Source organism: Mycobacterium sp. E787 (assembly GCF_001668725.1).
Classification (GTDB): domain Bacteria; phylum Actinomycetota; class Actinomycetes; order Mycobacteriales; family Mycobacteriaceae; genus Mycobacterium.
Map to the genome: position 1 here is coordinate 43,872 of NZ_LZKL01000056.1, position 21,405 is coordinate 65,276.

Below are 21,405 nucleotides of genomic sequence, written 5' to 3' on the forward strand. Positions count from 1 at the left end.
AGCAAGGACCGGGCATGCCTGAAGTGATCGAAATCTCGCGCCGCCACAACCCATTCCCGGCAGACCCGACAGTGGGCGTGTCCCGCGACGCCGACGGCATCCCGCGCTACGACCGCCTGCCCGCCACCCTGCTGGACATGCTCGCCGAGCAGGTCGACAACCGCCCCGAGAGCGAGGCCGTGGTCGAGCTCGGCGCCGGCCGGCTTACCTATCGGCAGCTGTGGGAGCGCGCGGCCCGGGTCGCCGGCGGCCTGCGCGCCGACGGGCTGACCCCGGGCGAACGCGTCGCCGTGCGCTATCCGGCGGGGATCGATTGGGTGCTGGCGTTCTGGGGCACGGTGATGGCCGGCGGCGTTGCGGTGGCGGTCAATACGCGCTCGGCGCGACCCGAGGTGGAGTTCGTCCTGTCCGACTCCGGCGCGCGGGTCGACCTGCCCCCGGACGCGCCGCTGCCCGACGGCAAGCCGTACGTGACCCACGGCCTCGGCCACACGGACACGGCCGCCCTGTTCTACACCTCGGGCACCACCGGACACCCCAAGGGCGTGCCGACCACCCACGAGGCGTTCGTGACCAACACCGAGAACGCGATCCGCTGCCTGGAGCAGCCCAGGGACCTCGGCGAGGGGATGCGCACTCTCATCTCGGTGCCGCTGTTCCATGTGACCGGGTGCAATTCACAGCTTTTGGCGGCGATGCGGCTGGGGGGCGCGTCGGTGATCATGCCCGCGCTCAACCTCGACGAATTGATCGCCACGCTGGCCGCGGAGCGCATCTCGGTCATGGTGACCGTCCCGGCGATCTACGCGCTGATGTTGCGGCACAAGGCCCTTGCCGGGGCCGACGTGTCGGGCGTGCGCTGGGTGGGCTACGGGGGAGCTCCCATCGCGCCGTCGCTGGTGAGGTCGGTCAAGCGGACCTTCCCGCACGCCACGGTGTTCAACGGGTACGGGATGACCGAGTCCGCCTCGCTGATGACCGTCCTGCCGGACCGCGACGCCGTCGAGCACGCCGACTCCGTCGGGTTCGCCGTCCCTTCGGTGGACCTCGGCCTGGTCCCGTTCGGCGGCGACGAGCCGGGGGTGGGCGAGCTGGTCGCGCGCGGCGCCAATATCACTGCGGGCTACTGGAACCGGCCGGACGCCAGTGCCGCCACCTTCGCCGACGGCTGGCTGCACACCGGCGACGTGGTCCGCGTCGACGACGCCGGGCGGGTGCACATCGTCGACCGGCTCAAGGACATCATCAACCGGGGTGGCGAGAACATCTCCAGCGTCGAGGTCGAGGCGGCGCTGCTCTCGGCGCCCAACGTCGCCGACGCCTGCGTGCTGGCCGTGCCCGACGACGTCATGGGGGAGAAGGTCGGCGCCGTCCTCGTCGCCGGCGACGGCGAGATCGATGTGCGGGCGGTGCTGGACCACTGCCGCGAACAGTTGGCCGACTTCAAGGTCCCGCAGTACGTCACCGTGCTGGGGGAGGCGTTGCCGCGCAATGCCGGCGGCAAACTGCTCAAGGGCGAGCTGCGCGGGCAGGTGCGCTGGGGGGACCCGCTCCGATGAGCGCCCCCCTGCTGATCGCCAACCGGGGCGAGATCGCGCTCCGGATCATCCGCACCGCAACGGAACTGGGCGTCCGTACGGTCGCGGTGTACGCCGAGGACGACGCCGACAGCCCCCACGTGCACGCCGCCGACGAGGCGATTCCGCTGCCGGGCGCCGGCCCGGCGGCCTACCTGGATCATGCCGAGCTGCTGGCGGCGGCCAAGAAGTCCGGCGCCGAGCTGATCCACCCCGGTTACGGATTCCTCAGCGAGAATGCCGAATTCGCCCGTGCCTGCGCGGCGGCCGGCTGTACGTTTGCCGGGCCCGGCGCCGAGGTTCTCGAGTTGGTCGGCAACAAGGCGTCGGCCCGGGCCGCGGCGGTCGCGGCCGGCGTACCGGTGCTGCCGGCCACGGAAGGGCCCAGCGGCGTCGGCGACATCAAGGCGTTTCTGGCGGCCCGCGGCGGCGCCGTGATGATCAAGGCCCTCGCCGGCGGCGGCGGCCGGGGCATGCGGAAGGTGACCGGCGCCGATCAGGTCGACCACGCCTACCAGCAGTGCGCCGCCGAGGCGCACCTCGGCTTCGGTGACCCCGCGCTGTTCGCCGAGGCGGTCCTGCCCGCGGCCCGGCACATCGAGGTTCAGGTCGTCGGCGCGCCGGCCGGCCACCAGACGCACGCGCTGGCGCTCGGCGACCGCGACTGCAGCGTCCAGCGGCGCTACCAGAAGCTGGTGGAAATCGCTCCGGCCCAAGGGCTTTCGGACGACCTGCGCCGCGCCCTGCACCGGGCGGCGGCGCGCCTGTGCGCCAGGGTCGGGCTGCGCGGGCTGGCCACCGTCGAATTCCTGGTCGCCGGCGAGGAGTTCGTGTTCCTCGAGGTCAACCCCCGCATCCAGGTCGAGCACACCATAACCGAGGAAACCACCGGCGTGGACCTGGTGGCCGCGCAGCTGGCCATCGCCCGCGGAGCGTCCCACTACCAGCTCGGTCTCCCCGCCGGAATCGCCTCGGACGGAAACGAAGTCATCGGCGAGCCGGCCGCCCCGCGCGGCATCGCGATTCAGGCCCGGGTCAACACGGAGACCCTCGCCGCCGACGGCACGGTGGCGCCGGCCGCGGGCGCCCTGACGGTGTTCTCGCCGCCGAGCGGTCCCGGCGTGCGCGTCGACACCTATGGCCGGCCGGGCCTGGTCATCAGCCCGCGGTACGACTCGCTGCTGGCCAAGGTCGTCGTCCACGTGCACGGGTCCTCAGTGCAGGCGGCGGTGCGCAAGGCCCGCACCGCCCTGGGCGAATTCGGCATCGAGGGGGTTCGCACGAACCTCGAGTTGCTGCGGGAACTGTTGTCGGACAGCCAGCTTGAAGCCGGCTGGGTGACGACGGACTTCGTCGACGAGAAGCTGCCCGAGCTGGCCGCCGCCGCGCTGTCCCACCAGCACGACGTCCGTGCGGCACCGGTCGAGCTCTACCCCGGGGAGGAGGCGCTGCGCGCACAATTGGCCGGCACCGTGGTCGAGGTGGCGGCCGAAGGCGAGGAGATCGCCGCCGGCGGCCAGGTCGTCGTCCTGGAGGCGATGAAGATGCAGCATGTGCTCGCCGCGCCCGACACGCTGCGGACGGTGCGAAGCCTGGTGGCGCCCGGCCAGGTCGTCGGAACCGGCGATCCCCTGGTCGTGTTCACCCGCACGGGGGCCGGAGCCGACGACGAGTTCCACTCGGCAGTAATGGATCTCGACCGGCCCCGCGCCGACCTCGACGAGGTGGTACACCGGCACCTGCTCACCCTCGACGAGGGCCGGCCGGCGGCGGTGGCCAAGCGGCACGAGCGAGGCCGGCGCACCGCCCGTGAGAACATCGCCGACCTGGTGGACCCGGGCAGCTTCGTCGAGTACGGCGCGCTGGCGATCGCCGCCCAGCGCAGCCGGCGCTCCGAAGATGACCTGATCGCCAACACCCCGGCCGACGGCCTGGTCGCCGGGCTTGCCACCATCGGCGGCGCCGCGGCCGTCGTGGTGTCCTACGACTACACCGTGCTGGCCGGAACGCAGGGCATGCGCAACCACGCCAAGACCGACCGCGTCTTCGAGCTCGCCACCCGAAAACGCCTGCCGGTGGTGCTGTTTGCCGAAGGCGGCGGCGGCCGGCCCGGTGACACGGACGTCGGCGGTGCCGCCGGGCTCGACGTGCCGACCTTCCGGATGCTCGCCGCGCTGAACGGACGGGTGCCGTTGGTGTCGATAGTCTCCGGCCGCTGCTTCGCCGGCAACGCCGCGCTCGCCGGGGTGTGCGACGTGATCATCGCGACGCCCGACGCCAACATCGGCATGGGCGGGCCGGCCATGATCGAGGGCGGCGGGCTGGGCGTGTACCCGCCGGAGGCGATCGGGCCGGTCGACGTGCAGCGGCACAACGGCGTCGTCAGCGTGGTGGCCCGCGACGAGCCGCACGCGGTGGCGCTCGCCAAACAATATCTGTCCTACTTCCGTGGTCCGCTCGGCGACTGGGCGGCGCCCGATCCGCGGCTCGCCCGACATGTGGTGCCGCAGAACCGATTACGCGCCTACGACGTGCACCGCGCGATCGCGTCTGTCGTCGACGTCGGTTCGGTGCTGGAGCTGCGACCCGACTACGGCGTCGGGATCGTCACCGCGCTGGTGCGCGTCGAGGGCGTGGCATACGGGCTGATCGCCAACAGCACCCACCACCTCGGCGGCGCCATCGACGCCGAGGCCGCCGACAAGGCGGGCGACTTCCTGGCCCTGTGCGAGTCGTTCCAATTGCCGGTGATATCGCTCTGCGACACACCGGGATTCATGGTGGGTCCGGACGCGGAGAGGGAGGCCGCCGTCCGCCGCTTCGGCCGGATGTTCGTCCTCGGCGCCCGGCTGACGGTGCCGCTGGGAATGATCATCCTGCGCAAGGGTTATGGCCTGGGCGCGATGGCGATGGCCGGTGGCTCCTTTCGCGCGCCCCGCTTCACGGTGGCCTGGCCGACCGGCGAGATCGGCGGCATGGGCCTGGAGGGCGCCGTGCGGCTCGGTTTCAGCAAGGAGCTCGCCGCGGAGGCGGATCCCGTTGCGCGCGAACAGCTCTTCGACAAGCTTGTGGCGGCGGCCTACCAGCACGGCAAGGCGCTGCGGTCGGCCACCACGTTCGAACTCGACGACGTCATCGACCCCGCGGACTCCCGGGCCTGGATCGCCAGGCTACCGGGAGGCTGAGGGTCGACGCGTGTTATCCGTGGCCCGAACCGCAGCCGACGCCCGGCAGGCAGCCCGTGCCGCCAGGAACGCCGCCGGGCCCGGCGAACTGCCCGCCGGAGCCGCAGCCGACACCCGGCACGCAGCCCTGCCCGCCGGGGCCGCCGCCGGGCCCCTGGTTCTGCCCGCCCGAGCCGCAGTTGCCGTTGGCGTCGCAGCCGCCGCCGCCCGGGTCGTCCTTGATGACGACGTGCGTGGGCGCGGGGGCGGCCGGCGCCGCGGAGGCAACCGGATCGGTCATGGCGATCGGCGCGGCCGCGATCGCCGCGGCGGCCGCCCCGCCCACCACCAGTCTTTTCGCGAGGGTTAATTTCGTGAACATGCGGGTCGCATACCACCCAGACACGTGTGTAAAACATCCTTGTAGCGAACCGGGCAGCGAACGGGAAGGCACACCGCGATGACCTCACAGGATTTGACCGGCCGCACGGCCATTATCACCGGCGCGTCGCGGGGGATCGGGCTGGCGATCGCGCAGCAGCTGGCGGCGGCCGGCGCCGACGTGGTGCTGACCGCCCGCAAACAGGAGGCAGCGGACGCGGCGGCGGCGCAGGTCGGCGAGAAGGCCGTCGGCGTCGGCGCGCACGCCGTCGACGAGGAGGCCGCGCGACGCTGTGTGGATCTCACGCTGGAGCGCTTCGGCCGCGTCGACATCCTGGTCAACAACGCGGGAACGAATCCGGCGTACGGTCCGCTGATCGACCAGGACCACGCCAGGTTCACCAAGATCTTCGACGTCAACCTGTGGGCCCCGCTGCTGTGGACGTCGCTCGTGGTCAAGTCGTGGATGGGCGAGCACGGCGGCGCGATCGTGAACACCGCCTCGATCGGCGGCCTGCACCAGTCGCCGGCGATGGGCATGTACAACGCCACCAAGGCCGCGCTGATCCACGCCACCAAGCAACTGGCGCTGGAACTTTCGCCGCGCGTCCGGGTCAACGCGATCGCGCCGGGTGTGGTGCGCACCAGGCTGGCCGAGGCGCTGTGGAAGGACCACGAGGACCCGCTGGCGGCGACGATCGCGCTCGGGCGCATCGGTGAGCCGGCCGATGTGGCGGGCGCGGTCGCCTTCCTGGTCTCGGACGCGGCGAGCTGGATCACCGGGGAGACGTTGGTGATCGACGGCGGCCTGCTGCTGGGGCCCGCGCAGGGGTTCCAGGCCCCATGAGTCCCGAGGCCGACCTCAAGGCGCGGGTCCGGGCGCTGCTCGACGAGCACGACCCTGCCGTCACCGAACCGCGGGAATTCCTTGCGGCGCAATACGACGCGGGGCTGGCGTGGGTGCACCTGCCGGAGGGCTTCGGCGGGCTGGGCCTGCCGCGCAAGGCCCAGGAACTCGTCGACGCCGAGCTCGCCGCCGCCGGCGCGCCGGTGGGCGGCACCGTCAAGAACTACATCGGCATGGGCATGGCGGCCCCGACGATCGCGGCGTTCGGGACCGACGACCAGAAGCGAAAGTTCCTGCGCCCCTTGTTCACCGGCGAACAGATCTACTGCCAGCTGTTCAGCGAGCCCGGTGCCGGCTCGGACCTGGCCGGCGTGTCGACCCGCGCGGTGCGCGCGTCCGGTTTGCAAGGGGACGACTGGATCGTCAACGGGCAGAAGGTGTGGACGTCGCAGGCGCAGCACGCGAGCATGGCCATCCTGGTCGCGCGCACCGATCCGACGGTGCCCAAACACGCCGGCCTGACGTACTTCCTGTGCGACATGACCCAGCCCGGGGTCGAGGTCCGGCCGCTGCGTCAGATCACCGGCGAGGCGGAATTCAACGAGGTTTTCCTCACCGACGTACGGGTGCCGGACGCCAACCGGCTCGGCCCGGAGGGCGGCGGCTGGCGCGTCGCGACCACCACGCTCAACAACGAGCGCATCGCCATCGGCACCCGAGCGGGAACGCCGCGGGAGGGCGGCCACATCGGCAAGGTCACCCGGGCCTGGCGAAGCGAGCCGGCGCTGCGCAACCCCGCCATGCGCGACGAGCTCATGCGGCTGTGGGTCGACGCCGAGGTGCTGCGGCTGGCCGGCGAGCGGCTGCGGCAGCAGGCCAGCACCGGGCAGCCCGGGCCGGAGGGTGCGGGCATGAAGGTGGCCTTCGCCCGCCTGGCCCAGGCCATCTCGGGTTTCGAGATCGAGCTGCACGGCGAGGCCGGGCTGAGCTACGACGACTGGACCATGCGCAGGCCCGAAACGGTCGACCTGATCGGCCGCGGGCCCGGATACCGCTACCTGCGGGCCCGTGGCAACTCCATCGAGGGCGGCACGTCGGAGGTGTTGCGCAACACCATCTCCGAGCGGATCCTCGGTCTGCCGGGCGAACACCGCGTCGACAAGGACGTCGCGTGGAAGGACCTGCCCCGATGACCGACAAGGACACGCTCGATCTGTTGTACTCCGACACCGAGGAGGCGCTGCGCGACAGCGTCCGCCAGCTGTTCGCCGACCGCTGCCCACCCGAACTGGTCGCCCGAGCCTACGGCCCTGAGCCACAGGACTTTTCAGCACTTTGGCGGACCCTCGCCGCCGAACTCGGGGTGGCGGGGCTGCTGGTGCCCGAGTCGCTCGGCGGCGCCGGCGCGGGCGCGCGCGAGGCCGCGGTGGTCATGGAGGAGATCGGGCGGGCCGTCGCGCCGGTGCCGTTCCTGTCCAGCGCGGTGCTGGCCACCGTCGCGCTGCTGAGCGCCGGCGACGGCGAGACTGTGCCCGCGCTGGCCCGGGGCGAGCTCACCGCCGCGCTGGTGCTGCCGCTCTCCACCGCGCCGGGCGACGCCGTCGCGGGCGTCACCGCCGGGGCCGACGGGCTGAGCGGACTGGTCGGCAGCGTCGCGGGCGCAGCCGAGGCCGACGTGCTGGTGGTGCCCGCAGCGGGGCCGGACGGGCTCGAGCTGCACACCGTGCCCCGGACGGCGCAAGGCGTGCAGGTGACGCCGGTGCTGGCGCTGGACATGACGAGACCGCTTGCCAGCGTTAGCTTTTCGCGGGCCCCGTCGTCACCGGTCGGAGCGGGGGAGTCCGCGGTGGCCGAAGCGCTGCAGACGGCGGCGGCCCTGCTGGCGTCCGAGCAACTCGGGCTGGCGCAGTGGTGTTTCGACACGACCCTGGATTACGTCAAGCAGCGCAAGCAGTTCGGGCGCCCGATCGGCTCCTACCAGGCGATCAAACACCGGCTGGCGGACCTGTGGTTCGAGGTCGGCGCCGCGACGGCGGCTGCCAGGTACGCGGCCGACACGTGCGCCCGCGGCGATGACGACGCGCCCACCGCGGCCGCGATCGCGCAGGCCTACTGCAGCGGCATCGCCGTGCACGCGGCCGAGGAATGCGTGCAACTGCACGGCGGCATCGGCATGACCTGGGAGTATCCGGCGCACCTGTACCTCAAGCGCGCCAAGAGCGACCAGTTGGCGCTCGGCACCGCCTATAGCCACCGGACCCGGCTGGCCCAGCTGGTGGACCTGCCGGACTCTTGACCCGCTGTGTCGCTGTTGGTCCAGCGCTCCTCGGTGCGGTCGTGGAAGGTGACCAGCGCGACGGTGTCGTCGCGGCGTCGCATCGCCGACTTGCTCATGCTGGCCCACACCGAGTGGCCGGATTTGTGCCGCAGCTCGACGAGCCGCTCGGCGCCCGTGCCGATCAGCGCGACCCAGTGATCGTCGGCCGGCAGGTCGCGGAAGAGGTGTTCGAACTCCATCTGGAGCAGCTCGTCGGGAGAGTGGCCCACCATTTCGCAGAACGAGCCGTTGGCGAACAGGATGGTGCCAAGGCGGTCAACCGCCAGGGCCGGCGCCGGCAGCCTGTTCAGGACGACCAAAGCCGGCATGCGGTGCAGTTCGTCGATCGGCAGGTGATCCGGGGGCCGCGGGCTTCGACGCTCGATTCGTCGACCGTTGACGGCTGTGGGAATCTTCCCGATCACGCCTACCCCCGTCGTCGCCCTGGCATTTCGCTCCGATGCGGGAAATTGCGCGCACTTAGAATGCGATGACAGCAAATGGTATGGGAAGTGGCGTGATAAGTCCACAGTTCGCAGGCGGCATTAGCTATTTGCCACATGCCTAATTAAGCCGGCGCGTCTTCCACCGCATCAGCGGAGATTTCGCTGCGCGCGTTATTAGCTGCACAGTGCCATTTCGTCTCCGCAGGGCGCCAGTTCAGCAAACTCAAGGACGCATCACCGCTACCCGTCGAAAGCCCCGGTCACCGGCGATAACCGCGGGCAGCAACTTCCTCCTGGCGGGATTCGCTAACTCGGGCCGGCGACCGCCTTGCCCCGGCGTTTCGCTCAGAAAGATCAAAACCATTTCGTCCGGCAAAGTGCTCCGGGTGGCCATCGTGGGTTCGCCGGGCGCTGGGCGCTGCCGCACAGTAGCCAAATGCGTGCGTTGCTCTCGACATACGATTCGCGCGGCGGCGTCGAGCCGCTGCTCGGTCTCGCCGTCGAGTTGCGGGCCCTCGGCGCCGAGGTCCGCATCTGCGCGCCCCCGGACGAGGAGTTCGCCGAACGGGCGGCCGGTCTCGGCGTGCCGCTGGTGCCGTTCGGGGAGTCGGTGCGCGCGCTGACGGCCGCGGCGACGCCGCCGTCGGAGGCGGACCTGCGGCGGCACGTCGACGAGCTGATCGCAGCGCAGTTCGACGCGGTGGCCGCGGCGGCGCAGGACTGCGATGCCCTGGTGGCGGCGGGCCTGCTGCCCGCCGCGGCCGGCGCGCGCTCGGCGGCCGAAATGCTGGGCATTCACTACGTCTACGCGAGCTATCACCCGACCGATCTGCCGTCACCGCACCACCCGCCGCCGTCGTTCTGGACCGCGCCGCTGCCGCCCGGCGCGGTCGACAACCGGGTGCTGTGGGAGTTGGATGGCCGAAACGCCAACGCCCACTTCGGCGCCACGCTCAACGCGCACCGAGCATCGATCGGCCTGCCGCCGGTCGACAACGTCCGTGACCACGCCATCGCCGAGCGTCCCTGGCTGGCGGCGGACCCGACCCTGGGCCCGTGGCCCTTGCCCGCTGATCTCGACGTCGTCCAAACCGGCGCCTGGCTGGTGCAGGACACCCGCCCGCTGCCCGGCGAGCTGGTGGAGTTCCTGGACGCCGGCGACGCCCCGGTGTACGTGGGGTTCGGCAGCATGCCCGTGCCCGCGCTCGAGGCCACCTCGCGGGCGGCCATCGCGGCGATCCGGGCGCAGGGCCGCCGCGCGGTGCTCGCCCGGGGCTGGGCCGGCCTGGCGCCGATCGACCGGGGCGACGACTGCGTTGCCGTGGGCGAGGTCAACCAGCAGGCGCTGTTCGCCCGGGTCGCCGCCGTCGTGCACCACGGCGGCGCGGGCACGACGACGGCGGCCGCGCGGGCCGGCGCGCCCCAGGTGGTGGTGCCGCAGGGGGCCGACCAGCTGTACTGGGCGCGCCGGGTCGCCCAGCTGGGCGTCGGGGCCGCGCTGTGCGGGGCGGCGCCGACGACGGACGCCCTGTCCTGCGCGCTGGCGACCGCCCTGGCCCCCGACACCCGCGCGCGAGCCGGCGCGCTGGCCGGCGAGATCCGCACCGACGGGGCGACGGTGGCCGCGGCGCTGCTGCTCGAGACGCTCGGCGCAAGCGGCGGCACCGGCTTGGCGCTATAGCGCCGAACCGAAGAGCTCCGTCATCGCCGCCCAGTGCCGCTCGTCGGCGGCCGGGTCATAGGGCGGGTTGTCGGGGACCGCGAACCCGTGGCCGGCCGGGTACCACTCGATGGTGTGTTCGACGCCCGCCGCCGTCAGCGCCTTGTCGAGCTGCTCGGCGTGATCGGCGGTGAACGACGCGTCGTTCTCGGCGCCGCCCACGTAGACCTTGGCGGTCATCCGGTCGGCCAGCAGGTGCGGGCTGTCCGCGCCGTCGCTCACCAGCCCGCCGCCGTGGAAGGACGCGGCGGCGGCGACGCGCTCGGGGAGGCGCCCGGCCACCACCAACGAGGTCCGGCCGCCCATGCAATACCCGCACACGCCGAAGCGCTGCCCGGACACCTCGGGCCGCGCGGCCAGGTAGTCGAAGAAGGCGCCCGCGTCGCCTGCCATCTTGTCGGGTGTGATGCTGCCGATCATGGCGAACAGGCGCCCGCGTTCCTTGGCGTCGCCGAACACGGTGGCCATGTCGAACGGCGCCCAGTCGCCGCTGCGGTAGTACACGTCGGGAAGCAGGACGGCATAACCGAATCCGGCCAGCTTGGCGGCCATCTGGTCGAAGGTGTCGCGCACCCCGCCGGCATCGCAGTACATGATCACGCCGGGCCAGGGGCCCGGGCCTTCGGGCGTGAACAGGCGGACGGGGCAGGAGCCGTCGGGAGTGGTGACGCTGTCGGTGATCTTCGGCATGGGATCCGTTCTACTCCTTACGCACCGAAGTAAGCTGACCGCGTGTCGATCCCCACCCCCTACGAGGATCTGCTCCGCCTCGTGCTCGAGAGTGGCGCGGTGAAATCCGACCGCACCGGCACCGGAACCCGCAGCCTGTTCGGCCGGCAGCTGCGTTACGACCTGTCGGCCGGCTTCCCGCTGCTGACCACCAAGAGGGTGCACCTCAAGTCGGTGGTCTACGAGCTGCTCTGGTTTCTGCGCGGCGACTCCAACGTCGCGTGGCTGCACCAGCACGGCGTCACCATCTGGGACGAATGGGCAAGCGACACGGGCGATCTCGGACCGATCTACGGCGTGCAATGGCGGTCCTGGCCGACCCCGTCGGGCGAGCACGTCGACCAGATCAGCGCCGCACTGGAGTTGCTGCGCACCGATCCCGATTCGCGGCGGATCATCGTGTCGGCGTGGAACGTCGGCGACATCCCGCGGATGGCGCTGCCGCCGTGCCACGCGTTCTTCCAGTTCTACGTGGCCGACGGGCGGCTGAGCTGCCAGCTGTACCAGCGCAGCGCGGACCTGTTCCTCGGGGTGCCGTTCAACATCGCCAGCTACGCGCTGCTCACCCACATGATGGCGGCCCAGGCCGGACTGTCGGTGGGCGAGTTCGTCTGGACCGGCGGCGACTGTCACATCTACGACAACCACGTCGAACAGGTGCGCACCCAGCTGGCCCGTGAGCCCCGGCCGTATCCGGAACTCGTTCTGGCGCAACGCGATTCGATCTTCGACTACACCTATGACGACGTCGTCGTGAGGAACTACGACCCGCACCCGGCGATCAAAGCCCCCGTCGCCGTATGAGCCGTACATGACCTCCCTGGGCCTGGTCTGGGCTCAGTCGACGTCGGGCGTCATCGGGCGCGGCGGTGACATCCCGTGGCGGGTGCCCGAGGACCTGGCCCGGTTCAAGCAGATCACCCTGGGGCACACGGTGGTGATGGGCCGGCGGACCTGGGAGTCGCTGCCGGCCCGGGTCCGTCCGCTGCCCGGCCGCCGCAACGTGGTGCTGACCCGGCAGCCCGACTACCGGGCCGACGGGGCCGAGGTCGCCGGTTCGCTCGAGGCCGCGCTCACCGAGCCCGACGCGTGGGTGATCGGCGGCGCGGAGGTCTATGCGCTCGCGCTGCCGCTGGCCGCCCGCTGCGAGGTCACCGAGGTCGAGATCGACCTGGTGCGCGACGACGAGGACGCGCTGGCCCCGGTGCTCGACGAGTCGTGGCTGGGCGAGACGGGGGAGTGGCAGGTCAGCCGCGCGGGGCCGCGGTACCGGTTCCACAGCTACCGCCGGGCCTGAGCCCGGATCGGCGCCCGTGCCATACTCGGACGCGGGGTCGGTGTCGCCGGGGTTTTTCACCAGACGTTGCCAGGAGGGGGAATTGGCAGTGATAACCGAACCCGCGAAGACGTTCACGCGCATGTTCCGGGGCTACGACCCCGGCGCGGTCGACGCGCACATCGAGATGTTGGCCACCAAGCAGCAGTTGCTGCGCGACGACGTCGAGAGCCTGCGGGCCAGGCTGAGGGAATCGGGCGAGGAGGCGGCCGCCCTGCGCAAGGAGATCGCCCTCCTCACCGAGACGTCCACCTCGCCCCACGCGGTGCAACAGCGGATGGCCAAGATGCTGCGGCGCGCGGTCGACGAGGCTTCGGAGATGCAGGCCGAGGCGCGCGCCGAGGCGGAAGCGCTGATCGCGGCGGCCGAGGCCGAGGCCGAGGCCGCCCAACGCAGGCGCGACGAGGTGCTGGCCGACATGGCGGAGCAGCGCAAGGCCATGGAGGCCGAGTACGCCGAGGCCAAACAGCAGCTCGAGGACGAACTGGCCGGCATGCGAGCCGACGCCCAGAAGGCGCGTGAGCAGCTCCTCGGCGACGCCAAGCAGGAAGCCGATCACTATCGCGAGCGGGCTCAGCGTGCGGTCGACGAGGCGAGCCGGCACCGGATCAAGATCCTCGAGGAATTGATGGCCGTCTACCGCGACCTGGAACCGGTCCCGGCCGCGCTCGAGTCGGCCTACGACGAACGCAAGAATCCGCCGGAGGCCGGCGCGCTGGTGGCGGCGGACGGCAAAGCCCGCGCGGGCTGAGCCCGGTCGCGTCGCCGCCGGGAGCAGCCGCAGAGCCGGTATTCTCGGCGCGTGTCGATCCGGACCCCGGGGCTGTCCGCCGCGCAGGCCCGCCGAATTGCCGTTGCGGCCCAAGGATTTAGCGAGCCGCGGCCCGCCGGGCCGATCACCCGCGCGCATCTCAAGCGGCTCATCTCGAGAATTCAAGTGCTGCAACTGGATTCGGTGTCGGTGGCGGTACGCGCGCACTACGCGCCGGTGTTCAGCCGACTCGGCCCCTACGACCGCGACGTGCTGGACCGCGCGGCCTGGGGGCCGCGCCCGTCGCGGCTGCTGGCCGAGTACTGGGCGCACGAGGCCGCGCTGATGGCCGTCGACGACTGGCCGCTGCTGCGCTGGCGGATGCGGCAATACCGGCACGGCCGCTGGGGCACCCACATCGTCAAGGCCAACCCCGAGCTCGCGGAGCGCGTCGTCGCCGCCGTCGCCGAGCTCGGGCCCAGCACCGCCGGGCAGATCGAGGAGCACCTGGAGGCCGAGCCGCGGCGCGAGAAGGGCAGGTGGTGGACGCGCAGCGACACCAAATGGGTCGCCGAGGCGCTGTTCGCCTCGGGCGTGCTGACGACGGCCACCCGGGTCGGCTTCGCGCGGCACTACGACCTGGTGGAGCGGGTGCTGCCGGCGAGCGTGCTGGCCCGCGAGGTGGACGACGGCGAGGCCGTCCGGGAGCTGACGTTGCGGGCCGCCACCGCGCTGGGCGTGGGCACCGAGGCCGACATCCGGGATTACTTCCGGCTGTCGGCCCAGCAGGTCAAGCCGGCGATCGCCGAGTTGCTGTCCGCAGGGGAGATCGAGCGGGTCGACGTCGACGGCTGGACCGCGCCGGCGTACCTGCGGGCGGGCCGGACGGTGCCGCGGGCCGACCGCGGCACCGCGCTGCTGTGCCCGTTCGACCCGCTGATCTTCTTCCGGCCCCGGGTCGAGCGGCTGTTCGATTTCGTCTACCGCCTCGAGATCTACACGCCGGCCGCCCAGCGCCGGTACGGCTACTACGTGTGGCCGTTGCTGCTGGACGGGCGGCTGGTGGCGCGCGTCGACCTCAAGGCCGACCGCGCCGCCGGCTCGCTGCGCGTGCTCGGTGCCTTCGGCGAGCCCGACACCCCGCGACCGCGCGTGGTCGACGCGCTGGCCGGCGAGCTGCGGTCCATGGCGTCGTGGCTGGGCCTGGGCGGCTTCAGCGTGTCCACCCGGGGCGACCTGGCCCGTGACCTGCGGGCGGCCGCGTGATGCGGGCCACGGACAAGGAGCTCGAAGGCACGCTGTGGAAGGCGGCCAACAAGCTGCGCGGCTGCCTGTCGGCCGGCCAGTACAAGGACGCCGTCCTCGGGCTGGTGTTCCTGCGGCACGCCGACGCGCCGCGGTGGAAATCCTTGGCGCGCAACGCGGAATCGCCGGACATCGGCCGGCTCGTCGACGACGCCATGGCGGCCACGGGGTTGCCGCGGCTGTACGAAAACCTCGACGCGCGCCGGCTCGGCGAGCTGGTGCGCCTGCTCGACGGCGCGCAATTCGATTCCGAGGGCGGCCGCCCCGCGCGGGACCTGATGGGCGAGGTGTACGAGTACTTCCTGGGCAATTTCGCCCGGGCCGAAGGCCGGCGGGGCGGCGAATTCTTCACCCCGCCCTGCGTGGTGCGGGTGATCGTCGAGGTGCTCGAACCGTCCAGCGGCCGGGTGTACGACCCGTGCTGCGGATCGGGCGGAATGTTCGTGCAGACCGGGCGGTTCGTCGCCGCGCGCGACGGCGATCCCGCGAAAGTGACGATCTACGGCCAGGAAAGCGTCGAGCAGACCTGGCGGATGGCGAAGATGAACCTCGCCGTCCACGGCATCGACGACACCGGCTTGGGTGCGCGCTGGGCCGACACGTTCGCCGACGACCTGCACGCCGGCGTGCAGATGGACTACGTGCTGGCCAATCCGCCCTTCAACATCAAGGATTGGGCCCGCGACGAACGAGACCCGCGCTGGCGCTTCGGCATTCCGCCCGTCACCAACGCCAACTACGCCTGGATTCAGCACATCCTGTCCAAGCTGGCGCCGGGCGGCAAGGCCGGCGTCGTGATGGCCAACGGCTCGATGTCGTCGAATGTGCTCGGGGAGGGTGACATTCGAGCCCGGATCGTCGAGGCGGACCTGGTGACGTGCATGGTGGCGTTGCCCGGGCAGTTGTTTCGCAGCACCGGCATCCCGGTGTGCCTGTGGTTCTTCGCGCGGGACAAGGGCGGCCGGTCCGGCCAGGTGCTGTTCATCGACGCCCGCGGGCTCGGCCACCTGGTTGATCGGGCGGAGCGCGCGCTGAGCGACGCGGACGTCGCCCGCATCGGCGACACCTACCACGCCTGGTGTGGATCGCAGTCGGCCGCCGCCAAAGGCCTTACCTACCATGACGTTCCGGGCTTCTGCAGATCGGCGTCGCTGGACGAGATCAGGGCCGCGGGCTACGCCCTGACCCCCGGACGGTATGTGGGTCCGCCCGCCGCCGCCGACGACGGGGAGCCCGTCGAGCAGAAGGTCGCCCGGCTGACCGGCGACCTGCTGGCGGCGCTCGACGAATCCGCGCGACTGGACATGGTGGTGCGCGAACAGCTGGAGCGCCTGCGGTGAGGGTCAGGCTCGGCGACCACCTGGAGTTCAGCAACGGCACCAGCCCGCCGCGTCGGGCGCCGGACGGGTGCTTCCGCGTCTACGGCGCCAACGGGGCGATCGGCTATGCGGCACAACGCAACGCGACCGGCCCGCTCATCGTGCTGGGCCGTGTCGGATCGTATTGCGGCAGTCTGCGGTATTGCGACTCCGACGTCTGGGTCACCGACAACGCGCTGGTCTGCCGGGCCAAGGAGCCCGCGGACACCCGGTATTGGTATTACGCGCTGCACACCTGCGGGCTGGGTGAACAGCGGACCGGGTCGGGCCAGCCCCTGCTCAACCAGCGGATCCTGCGCGACGTCTCGGTCGCGACCGTCGCGGCGCCGCACCGCCGCCGGATCGCCGAGGTGCTCGGCGCCGTCGACGACAAGATCGCCGCCAACGAACGCGTGATCGCCGCCGCCGAACGCCTGATGGTGGCCATCGTCGAGGCGGTGCCCGAGCACGTCCCGTTGTCTTGCCTGGCCGAGCGGTCGACGGCGCTTGTCGGCCCGGCCGGGTTCGGCGACGTCGTCGCCCACTTCAGCCTGCCGGCGTTCGACAACGGCGCGAACCCCGCCGTCGTGTCCGCCGGATCGGTGCGCAGCGCCAAGTTCCTCCTGTCGCAGCCGTGCGTCTTGTTCGCGAAGCTCAATCCCAGGATCCCGCGCATCTGGAACGTGCCGGCCGTGCCGTCGCAAATGGCCTTGGCCAGCACGGAATTCGTGGTGCTCAGACCGGTCGGGGTCGACGCGTCGGCCCTGTGGTCGGCGCTGCGGCAACCCGCCGTCACCGAGACGCTGCAACGCCGGGTCGCCGGGACCTCGGCCAGCCACCAGCGGATTCAACCGCGCGACCTGCTGGAGGTTCTGGTCCGCGACGTCCGTCGGCTGGCGCCCGCGGCGGCGCGGACGACCACCGGCCTCGGCGAACTGTGCCACGCGCGGCGCGCCGAAAACCTGCGGTTGGCGGCCTTCCGCGACGCCGTGCTCCCGCCGCTGATATCGGGTGAGCTCGCCGTGCGGCCGTCGCGTTAAGGTGAGCGCCGTGGCCCAGACCGCCCCGCTGCGCGTGCAGCTGATCGCCAGGACGGAGTTCCTGGCGCCGCCGGACGTGCCGTGGGCCACCGACGGCCCCGACGTCCAAGGCGGCTCTGCGCTCACCGAATTCGCCGGACGGGCCTGCTATCAGAGCTGGTCGAAGCCCAACCCCAAGACGGCGACCAACGCCGGCTACATCAAGCACATCATCGACGTCGGGCACTTCTCGGTGCTCGAGCACGCGAGCGTGTCGTTCTACATCACCGGCGTCTCGCGATCGTGCACGCACGAGCTGATCCGGCACCGGCATTTCTCCTACTCGCAGCTGTCGCAACGCTATGTGCCGGAGGGCGACTCGCGGATCGTCGTCCCGCCCGGGATGGACGACGACCCCGAACTGCGGCGGATCCTCACCGAGGCCGCCGACGCCAGCCGGGCCACCTACACCGAGCTGCTGGCCCGGCTGGAGGCCAAGTTCGCCGACCAGCCGAGCGCGATCCTGCGGCGCAAGCAGGCGCGCCAGGCCGCGCGGGCGGTGCTGCCCAACGCCACCGAGACCCGCATCGTGGTGACCGGCAACTACCGGGCGTGGCGGCACTTCATCGCCATGCGCGCCAGCGAGCACGCCGACGTGGAGATCCGGCGGCTGGCCATCGAGTGCCTGCGCCAGCTCGTCGGCGTCGCGCCGGCCGTGTTCGCCGACTTCGAGGTGTCCACCCTGGCCGACGGGACCGAGGTCGCGACGAGTCCGTTGGCCACCGAGGCCTAACTGGCGGATCGGCGCGAGGGTGCACGGTTGTACGCGATTTGCGGCGTGTCGCCGTACAAACACGCGCGCTCGCGGCGGTAACAAAAGGCCTTGGTACCGCCAGGTAACCTGAAGACCGTGAGCACCGTCGGATTCGACGCCCCGGCACGGCTGGGAACCCTGCTGACCGCGATGGTCACTCCCTTTGCGGGCGATGGCTCCCTGGACACCGCGAAGGCGGCGCAGCTGGCAAACCGGCTGGTGGACGGGGGGTGCGACGGCCTGGTGGTCTCCGGAACCACCGGCGAGTCGCCGACCACCACCGACGACGAGAAGCTCGAGCTGCTGCGGGCGGTGCTGGAGGCGGTGGGCGACCGGGCCCGCGTCATCGCCGGCGCGGGCACCTATGACACGGCCCACAGCGTCCGGTTGGCCAAGGCCTGCGCGGCCGAGGGAGCACACGGCCTGCTGGTGGTCACGCCGTACTACTCCAAGCCGCCGCAGTCCGGGCTCGTCGCGCATTTCACGGCGGTCGCCGACGCGACCGACCTGCCGGTGCTGCTCTACGACATCCCGCCGCGCTCGGTGATACCGATCGAGACCGAGACCATCCATGCGCTGGCCGCCCACCCGAACATCGTCGGCATCAAGGACGCCAAGGCCGATCTGCACGCCGGTGGCCAGATCATGGCCGAGACCGGCCTGGCCTACTACTCCGGGGACGACGCGCTGAACCTGCCATGGCTGGCGATGGGTGCGACCGGCTTCATCAGCGTGATCGCCCACGTCGCGGCGGGGCAGTTGCGGGAGTTGTTGTCCGCCTTCAATTCCGGGGACATCGCCACCGCAAGGAAGATCAACGTCGGCCTCGCACCGCTGTGCAACGCGATGGCCCGGCTCGGTGGGGTGACGATGTCGAAGGCGGGTCTGCGCCTGCAGGGCTTCGACGCGGGCGACCCCCGGCTGCCGCAGATGCCGGCGACGGCGGCGCAGAGCGAGGCGCTGGCCGCCGACCTGCGCGCGGCGTCGGTGCTTCGGTGAGCCAAAGGACGGTTTACCAGTGGATGTAGACCTCACCCCGCCGGGTCCTCTCAGTCCGGGCGGGTTGCGGGTCACCGCGCTGGGCGGCATCAACGAAATCGGCCGCAACATGACCGTTTTCGAGCACCTGGGCCGCCTGCTGATCATCGACTGCGGGGTGATGTTCCCCACCCACGACGAGCCCGGCGTCGACCTGATCCTGCCGGATCTGCGCCACATCGAGGAGCGGCTCGACGACGTCGAGGCCCTGGTGCTGACCCACGCGCACGAGGACCACATCGGGGCGATCCCGTTTTTGCTCAGGCTGCGCCCCGACATCCCGGTCGTCGGCTCGAAGTTCACCTTGGCGCTGGTCGCCGCCAAATGCCGCGAGCACCGCATCAAGCCGGTCTTCGTGCAGGTCGCCGAGGGGCAGCGCAGCACGCACGGCGTGTTCGAGTGCCAGTACTTCGCCGTCAACCACTCCATCCCCGACGCGCTGGCCATCGCGGTGCACACGGGCGCGGGGACCGTGCTGCACACCGGCGACATCAAGCTCGACCAGCTCCCGCTCGACGGCCGGCCCACCGACCTGCCCGGCATGTCCCGGCTGGGCGACGCGGGCGTGGACCTGTTCCTGTGCGACTCGACCAATTCCGAGATCCCCGGTGTCGGGCCCTCGGAAAGCGAGGTGGGCCCGACCCTGCACCGGCTGATCCGGGGCGCCGACGGCCGCGTCATCGTGGCCTGCTTCGCCTCCAACGTGGACCGGGTGCAGCAGATCATCGACGCGGCGGTGGCGTTGGGCCGGCGGGTGTCGTTCGTCGGGCGATCCATGGTGCGCAACATGGGCATCGCCCGGGAGCTGGGTTTTCTGCGGGTCGACGATTCCGATCTCATCGAGATCTCCGCCGCGGAGATGATGCCGCCCGAGCGGGTGGTGCTGATCACCACCGGCACCCAGGGCGAGCCGATGTCGGCGTTGTCCCGGATGTCGCGCGGCGAGCACCGCAGCATCACCCTCACGCCCGAGGACCTGGTGATCCTGTCATCCTCGCTGATCCCGGGGAACGAGGAGGCGGTGTACGGGGTCATCGACTCGCTGGCCAAGATCGGGGCGCGCGTCGTCACCAACCAGCAAGTGCGCGTGCACGTTTCGGGTCACGCCTACGCCGGCGAGCTGCTGTTCCTCTACAACGGGGTGCGGCCGCGCCACGTGATGCCGGTGCACGGCACCTGGCGGATGCTACGGGCCAACGCCAAGCTGGCGGCGCGCGCGGGGGTGCCCGAGGAGTCGATCATGCTGGCCGAGAACGGCGTCAGCGTCGACCTGGTGGCCGGCAAGGCCGCCATCGCCGGGGCGGTGCCCGTCGGCAAGATGTTCGTCGACGGGTTGATCACCGGCGACGTCGGCGACATCACCCTGGGCGAGCGGCTCATCCTGTCGTCGGGTTTCGTCGCGGTGACCGTCGTGGTGCAGCGCGGCACCGGCCGTCCCGCCGCCGCGCCGCAACTGTTTTCGCGCGGGTTCTCCGAGGACCCCAAGGCGCTCGAGCCCGCGGTGCGCAAGGTCGAGGCGGAGCTGGAGCAGCTGGTCGCCGCCGACGTGACCGACCCCGTCCGGATCGCCCAGGGGGTGCGCCGCACGGTGGGCAAGTGGGTCGGCGAGACCTACCGTCGGCAGCCGATGATCGTGCCGACGGTCATCGAGGTCTGAGCCGCCTCGCGAGACATAAAGCGCTGCGACGGTTTTCGGCGTGTCGTCGCAAGGGTTTATGTGTCGCGGCGCCCTAGATCTTTTCCGCGTAGGCCGACCATTCCAGTTGGGAGGCGGCGAGTTTCCGGCCGGTGGGTGCCACGTAACGCTCGACGAGCTCGTCGGGACCGGCCTGCTCAACCAGCCGCCAGCCGTACTCGGCGACGAACTCCGCGACCTCGTCGGGCTGCAGGCCGAAGTGCCACAGTTGGTGGCGCTGACGGACATTGCGGTACAGCGTGCGGGTGCCGTACCGGTTCGTGCCGTCGATGAAGTCCCGGCGCACGTAGGTGAACACCAGTCGGCTGCCCGGGGCGGCCGCGCGCAGGCCTTCGAGGGTGCGCCGGACCCCGTCTTCGGTGAGGTACTGGGTGACGCCCTCGCAGATGAAGAATGCCCGGTAGTCGGTGCGGTAGCCGTGCTCGGCCAGCGAGGTGAGCAGGTCGTCGCGCTCGAAGTCCAACGGCACCAACCGAACCGACATCGGCAATCCGCCCAGCACCCGCCGAACGGTGTTCGCCTTCCTGGCGATGTTGACCGGCAGGTCCACCTCGAAGACCGGGCGGCGCACCCGCCGAGTCAGCAGGTAGGGGCGGGTGTCGAAACCGGCGCCGAGGATGACGACCGCGTCGATGTCGGGCAGCGCCTCCTCGAGCTTGTCGGCGATGAACCGCTTGCGGCAGGCGAGGTTGGCCCACAGCCCGGGGCCGGTGTACTCCGATCCGCGGACCATCAGGCGGCGGGCGGGCGCCCATCGCGTCGCGGCGACGAGCCAGCGCAGCGGGCGCGGCAGGAACAATTCGGCGAGGTCGTCGTCGACCAGCCGGCGGCCGGGCGGCTCGTTGCGTTCGACCGCCGCCAGCACGATCGGGCCGAAGGCGGTCTGCGCAGCGGGATTTCGTGCCAT

Annotated in this window: 19 protein-coding genes; 15 read left to right on the forward strand and 4 right to left on the reverse strand. The window is 71.3% G+C overall.

Features of this window, described 5'->3' with window-relative positions; all coding sequences use genetic code 11:
* The first annotated feature begins 14 nt into the window (after positions 1-14).
* Positions 15-1,559 (forward strand): class I adenylate-forming enzyme family protein, encoded by a 1,545-nt coding sequence (locus A5705_RS12470; RefSeq protein WP_197517019.1) that lies wholly within the window; start codon positions 15-17, stop codon positions 1,557-1,559.
* The gene (locus A5705_RS12475) at positions 1,556-4,762 is read left to right on the forward strand and encodes a carboxyl transferase domain-containing protein (protein WP_067882612.1); all 3,207 of its coding nucleotides are present in this window, start codon (positions 1,556-1,558) and stop codon (positions 4,760-4,762) included. Before A5705_RS12470 ends, A5705_RS12475 begins: the two co-directional genes overlap by 4 nt.
* A gap of 13 nt (positions 4,763-4,775) precedes the next feature.
* Here the strand turns inward: A5705_RS12475 and A5705_RS12480 are convergent, their stop codons facing one another.
* Positions 4,776-5,123, reverse strand: a complete 348-nt coding sequence (locus A5705_RS12480) for a PE-PGRS family protein (protein WP_067882609.1) — start codon at positions 5,121-5,123, stop codon at positions 4,776-4,778.
* A 78-nt stretch (positions 5,124-5,201) separates the two neighbouring features.
* Here A5705_RS12480 and A5705_RS12485 point away from each other — a divergent pair, with 78 nt between their 5' ends.
* Genes A5705_RS12485 through A5705_RS12495 form a run of 3 tightly spaced genes read left to right on the forward strand, consistent with a single transcriptional unit; the run spans position 5,202 to position 8,265 of the window.
* Positions 5,202-5,969, forward strand: a complete 768-nt coding sequence (locus A5705_RS12485) for an SDR family oxidoreductase (RefSeq protein ID WP_067882606.1) — start codon at positions 5,202-5,204, stop codon at positions 5,967-5,969.
* On the forward strand, positions 5,966-7,162 hold the full coding sequence (locus tag A5705_RS12490) for an acyl-CoA dehydrogenase family protein (RefSeq protein ID WP_067882604.1): 1,197 nt from the start codon (positions 5,966-5,968) through the stop codon (positions 7,160-7,162). The genes A5705_RS12485 and A5705_RS12490 overlap by 4 nt, the downstream gene beginning before the upstream one ends.
* Complete coding sequence (locus A5705_RS12495) at positions 7,159-8,265, forward strand: acyl-CoA dehydrogenase family protein (protein WP_067882602.1); 1,107 nt, start codon at positions 7,159-7,161, stop codon at positions 8,263-8,265. Before A5705_RS12490 ends, A5705_RS12495 begins: the two co-directional genes overlap by 4 nt.
* On the opposite strand, the gene A5705_RS12500 is transcribed toward A5705_RS12495, so the two are convergent.
* Positions 8,214-8,711 (reverse strand): PAS domain S-box protein, encoded by a 498-nt coding sequence (locus A5705_RS12500; RefSeq protein WP_067882600.1) that lies wholly within the window; start codon positions 8,709-8,711, stop codon positions 8,214-8,216. The genes A5705_RS12495 and A5705_RS12500 overlap by 52 nt on opposite strands.
* A 457-nt stretch (positions 8,712-9,168) precedes the next feature.
* On the opposite strand from A5705_RS12500, the gene A5705_RS12505 reads away from it, so the two are divergent.
* Positions 9,169-10,413 (forward strand): glycosyltransferase, encoded by a 1,245-nt coding sequence (locus A5705_RS12505; protein WP_067882598.1) that lies wholly within the window; start codon positions 9,169-9,171, stop codon positions 10,411-10,413.
* Here the strand turns inward: A5705_RS12505 and A5705_RS12510 are convergent.
* Entirely contained in the window at positions 10,408-11,142 is a 735-nt protein-coding gene (locus A5705_RS12510; protein ID WP_067882597.1) for a dienelactone hydrolase family protein, read from the reverse strand. The two genes, A5705_RS12505 and A5705_RS12510, sit on opposite strands and share 6 nt — an antisense overlap.
* 42 nt (positions 11,143-11,184) lie before the next feature.
* On the opposite strand from A5705_RS12510, the gene A5705_RS12515 reads away from it, so the two are divergent.
* The 9 genes from A5705_RS12515 (at position 11,185) to A5705_RS12555 (ending at position 20,459) form a co-directional block, all read left to right on the forward strand.
* Entirely contained in the window at positions 11,185-11,985 is an 801-nt protein-coding gene (locus tag A5705_RS12515; protein ID WP_067882594.1) for a thymidylate synthase, read from the forward strand.
* 7 nt (positions 11,986-11,992) lie between these two features.
* Positions 11,993-12,478: a dihydrofolate reductase gene (locus A5705_RS12520; protein WP_067882592.1), complete on the forward strand. Its 486-nt coding sequence runs from the start codon at positions 11,993-11,995 to the stop codon at positions 12,476-12,478.
* Between the two features lie 88 nt (positions 12,479-12,566).
* On the forward strand, positions 12,567-13,268 hold the full coding sequence (locus A5705_RS12525) for a DivIVA domain-containing protein (protein ID WP_067882590.1): 702 nt from the start codon (positions 12,567-12,569) through the stop codon (positions 13,266-13,268).
* 57 nt (positions 13,269-13,325) lie between these two features.
* On the forward strand, positions 13,326-14,534 hold the full coding sequence (locus A5705_RS12530) for a winged helix-turn-helix domain-containing protein (RefSeq protein ID WP_067882671.1): 1,209 nt from the start codon (positions 13,326-13,328) through the stop codon (positions 14,532-14,534).
* Positions 14,534-15,913 carry an N-6 DNA methylase gene (locus A5705_RS12535; protein WP_067882588.1) on the forward strand — a complete coding sequence of 460 codons (1,380 nt, stop codon included), beginning with the start codon at positions 14,534-14,536 and terminating at the stop codon, positions 15,911-15,913. Before A5705_RS12530 ends, A5705_RS12535 begins: the two co-directional genes overlap by 1 nt.
* Positions 15,910-16,971 (forward strand): restriction endonuclease subunit S, encoded by a 1,062-nt coding sequence (locus A5705_RS12540; protein ID WP_067882586.1) that lies wholly within the window; start codon positions 15,910-15,912, stop codon positions 16,969-16,971. The genes A5705_RS12535 and A5705_RS12540 overlap by 4 nt, the downstream gene beginning before the upstream one ends.
* Before the next feature lie 10 nt (positions 16,972-16,981).
* Complete coding sequence (thyX, locus tag A5705_RS12545; protein ID WP_067882670.1) at positions 16,982-17,743, forward strand: FAD-dependent thymidylate synthase; 762 nt, start codon at positions 16,982-16,984, stop codon at positions 17,741-17,743.
* A gap of 117 nt (positions 17,744-17,860) precedes the next feature.
* Positions 17,861-18,763, forward strand: a complete 903-nt coding sequence (gene dapA / locus A5705_RS12550) for a 4-hydroxy-tetrahydrodipicolinate synthase (protein ID WP_067882584.1) — start codon at positions 17,861-17,863, stop codon at positions 18,761-18,763.
* A 19-nt stretch (positions 18,764-18,782) separates the two neighbouring features.
* The gene (locus tag A5705_RS12555; protein WP_067882582.1) at positions 18,783-20,459 is read left to right on the forward strand and encodes a ribonuclease J; all 1,677 of its coding nucleotides are present in this window, start codon (positions 18,783-18,785) and stop codon (positions 20,457-20,459) included.
* Between the two features lie 73 nt (positions 20,460-20,532).
* Here A5705_RS12555 and A5705_RS12560 read toward each other — a convergent pair whose 3' ends face one another.
* Positions 20,533-21,405, reverse strand: a complete 873-nt coding sequence (locus A5705_RS12560) for an SAM-dependent methyltransferase (RefSeq protein WP_067882581.1) — start codon at positions 21,403-21,405, stop codon at positions 20,533-20,535.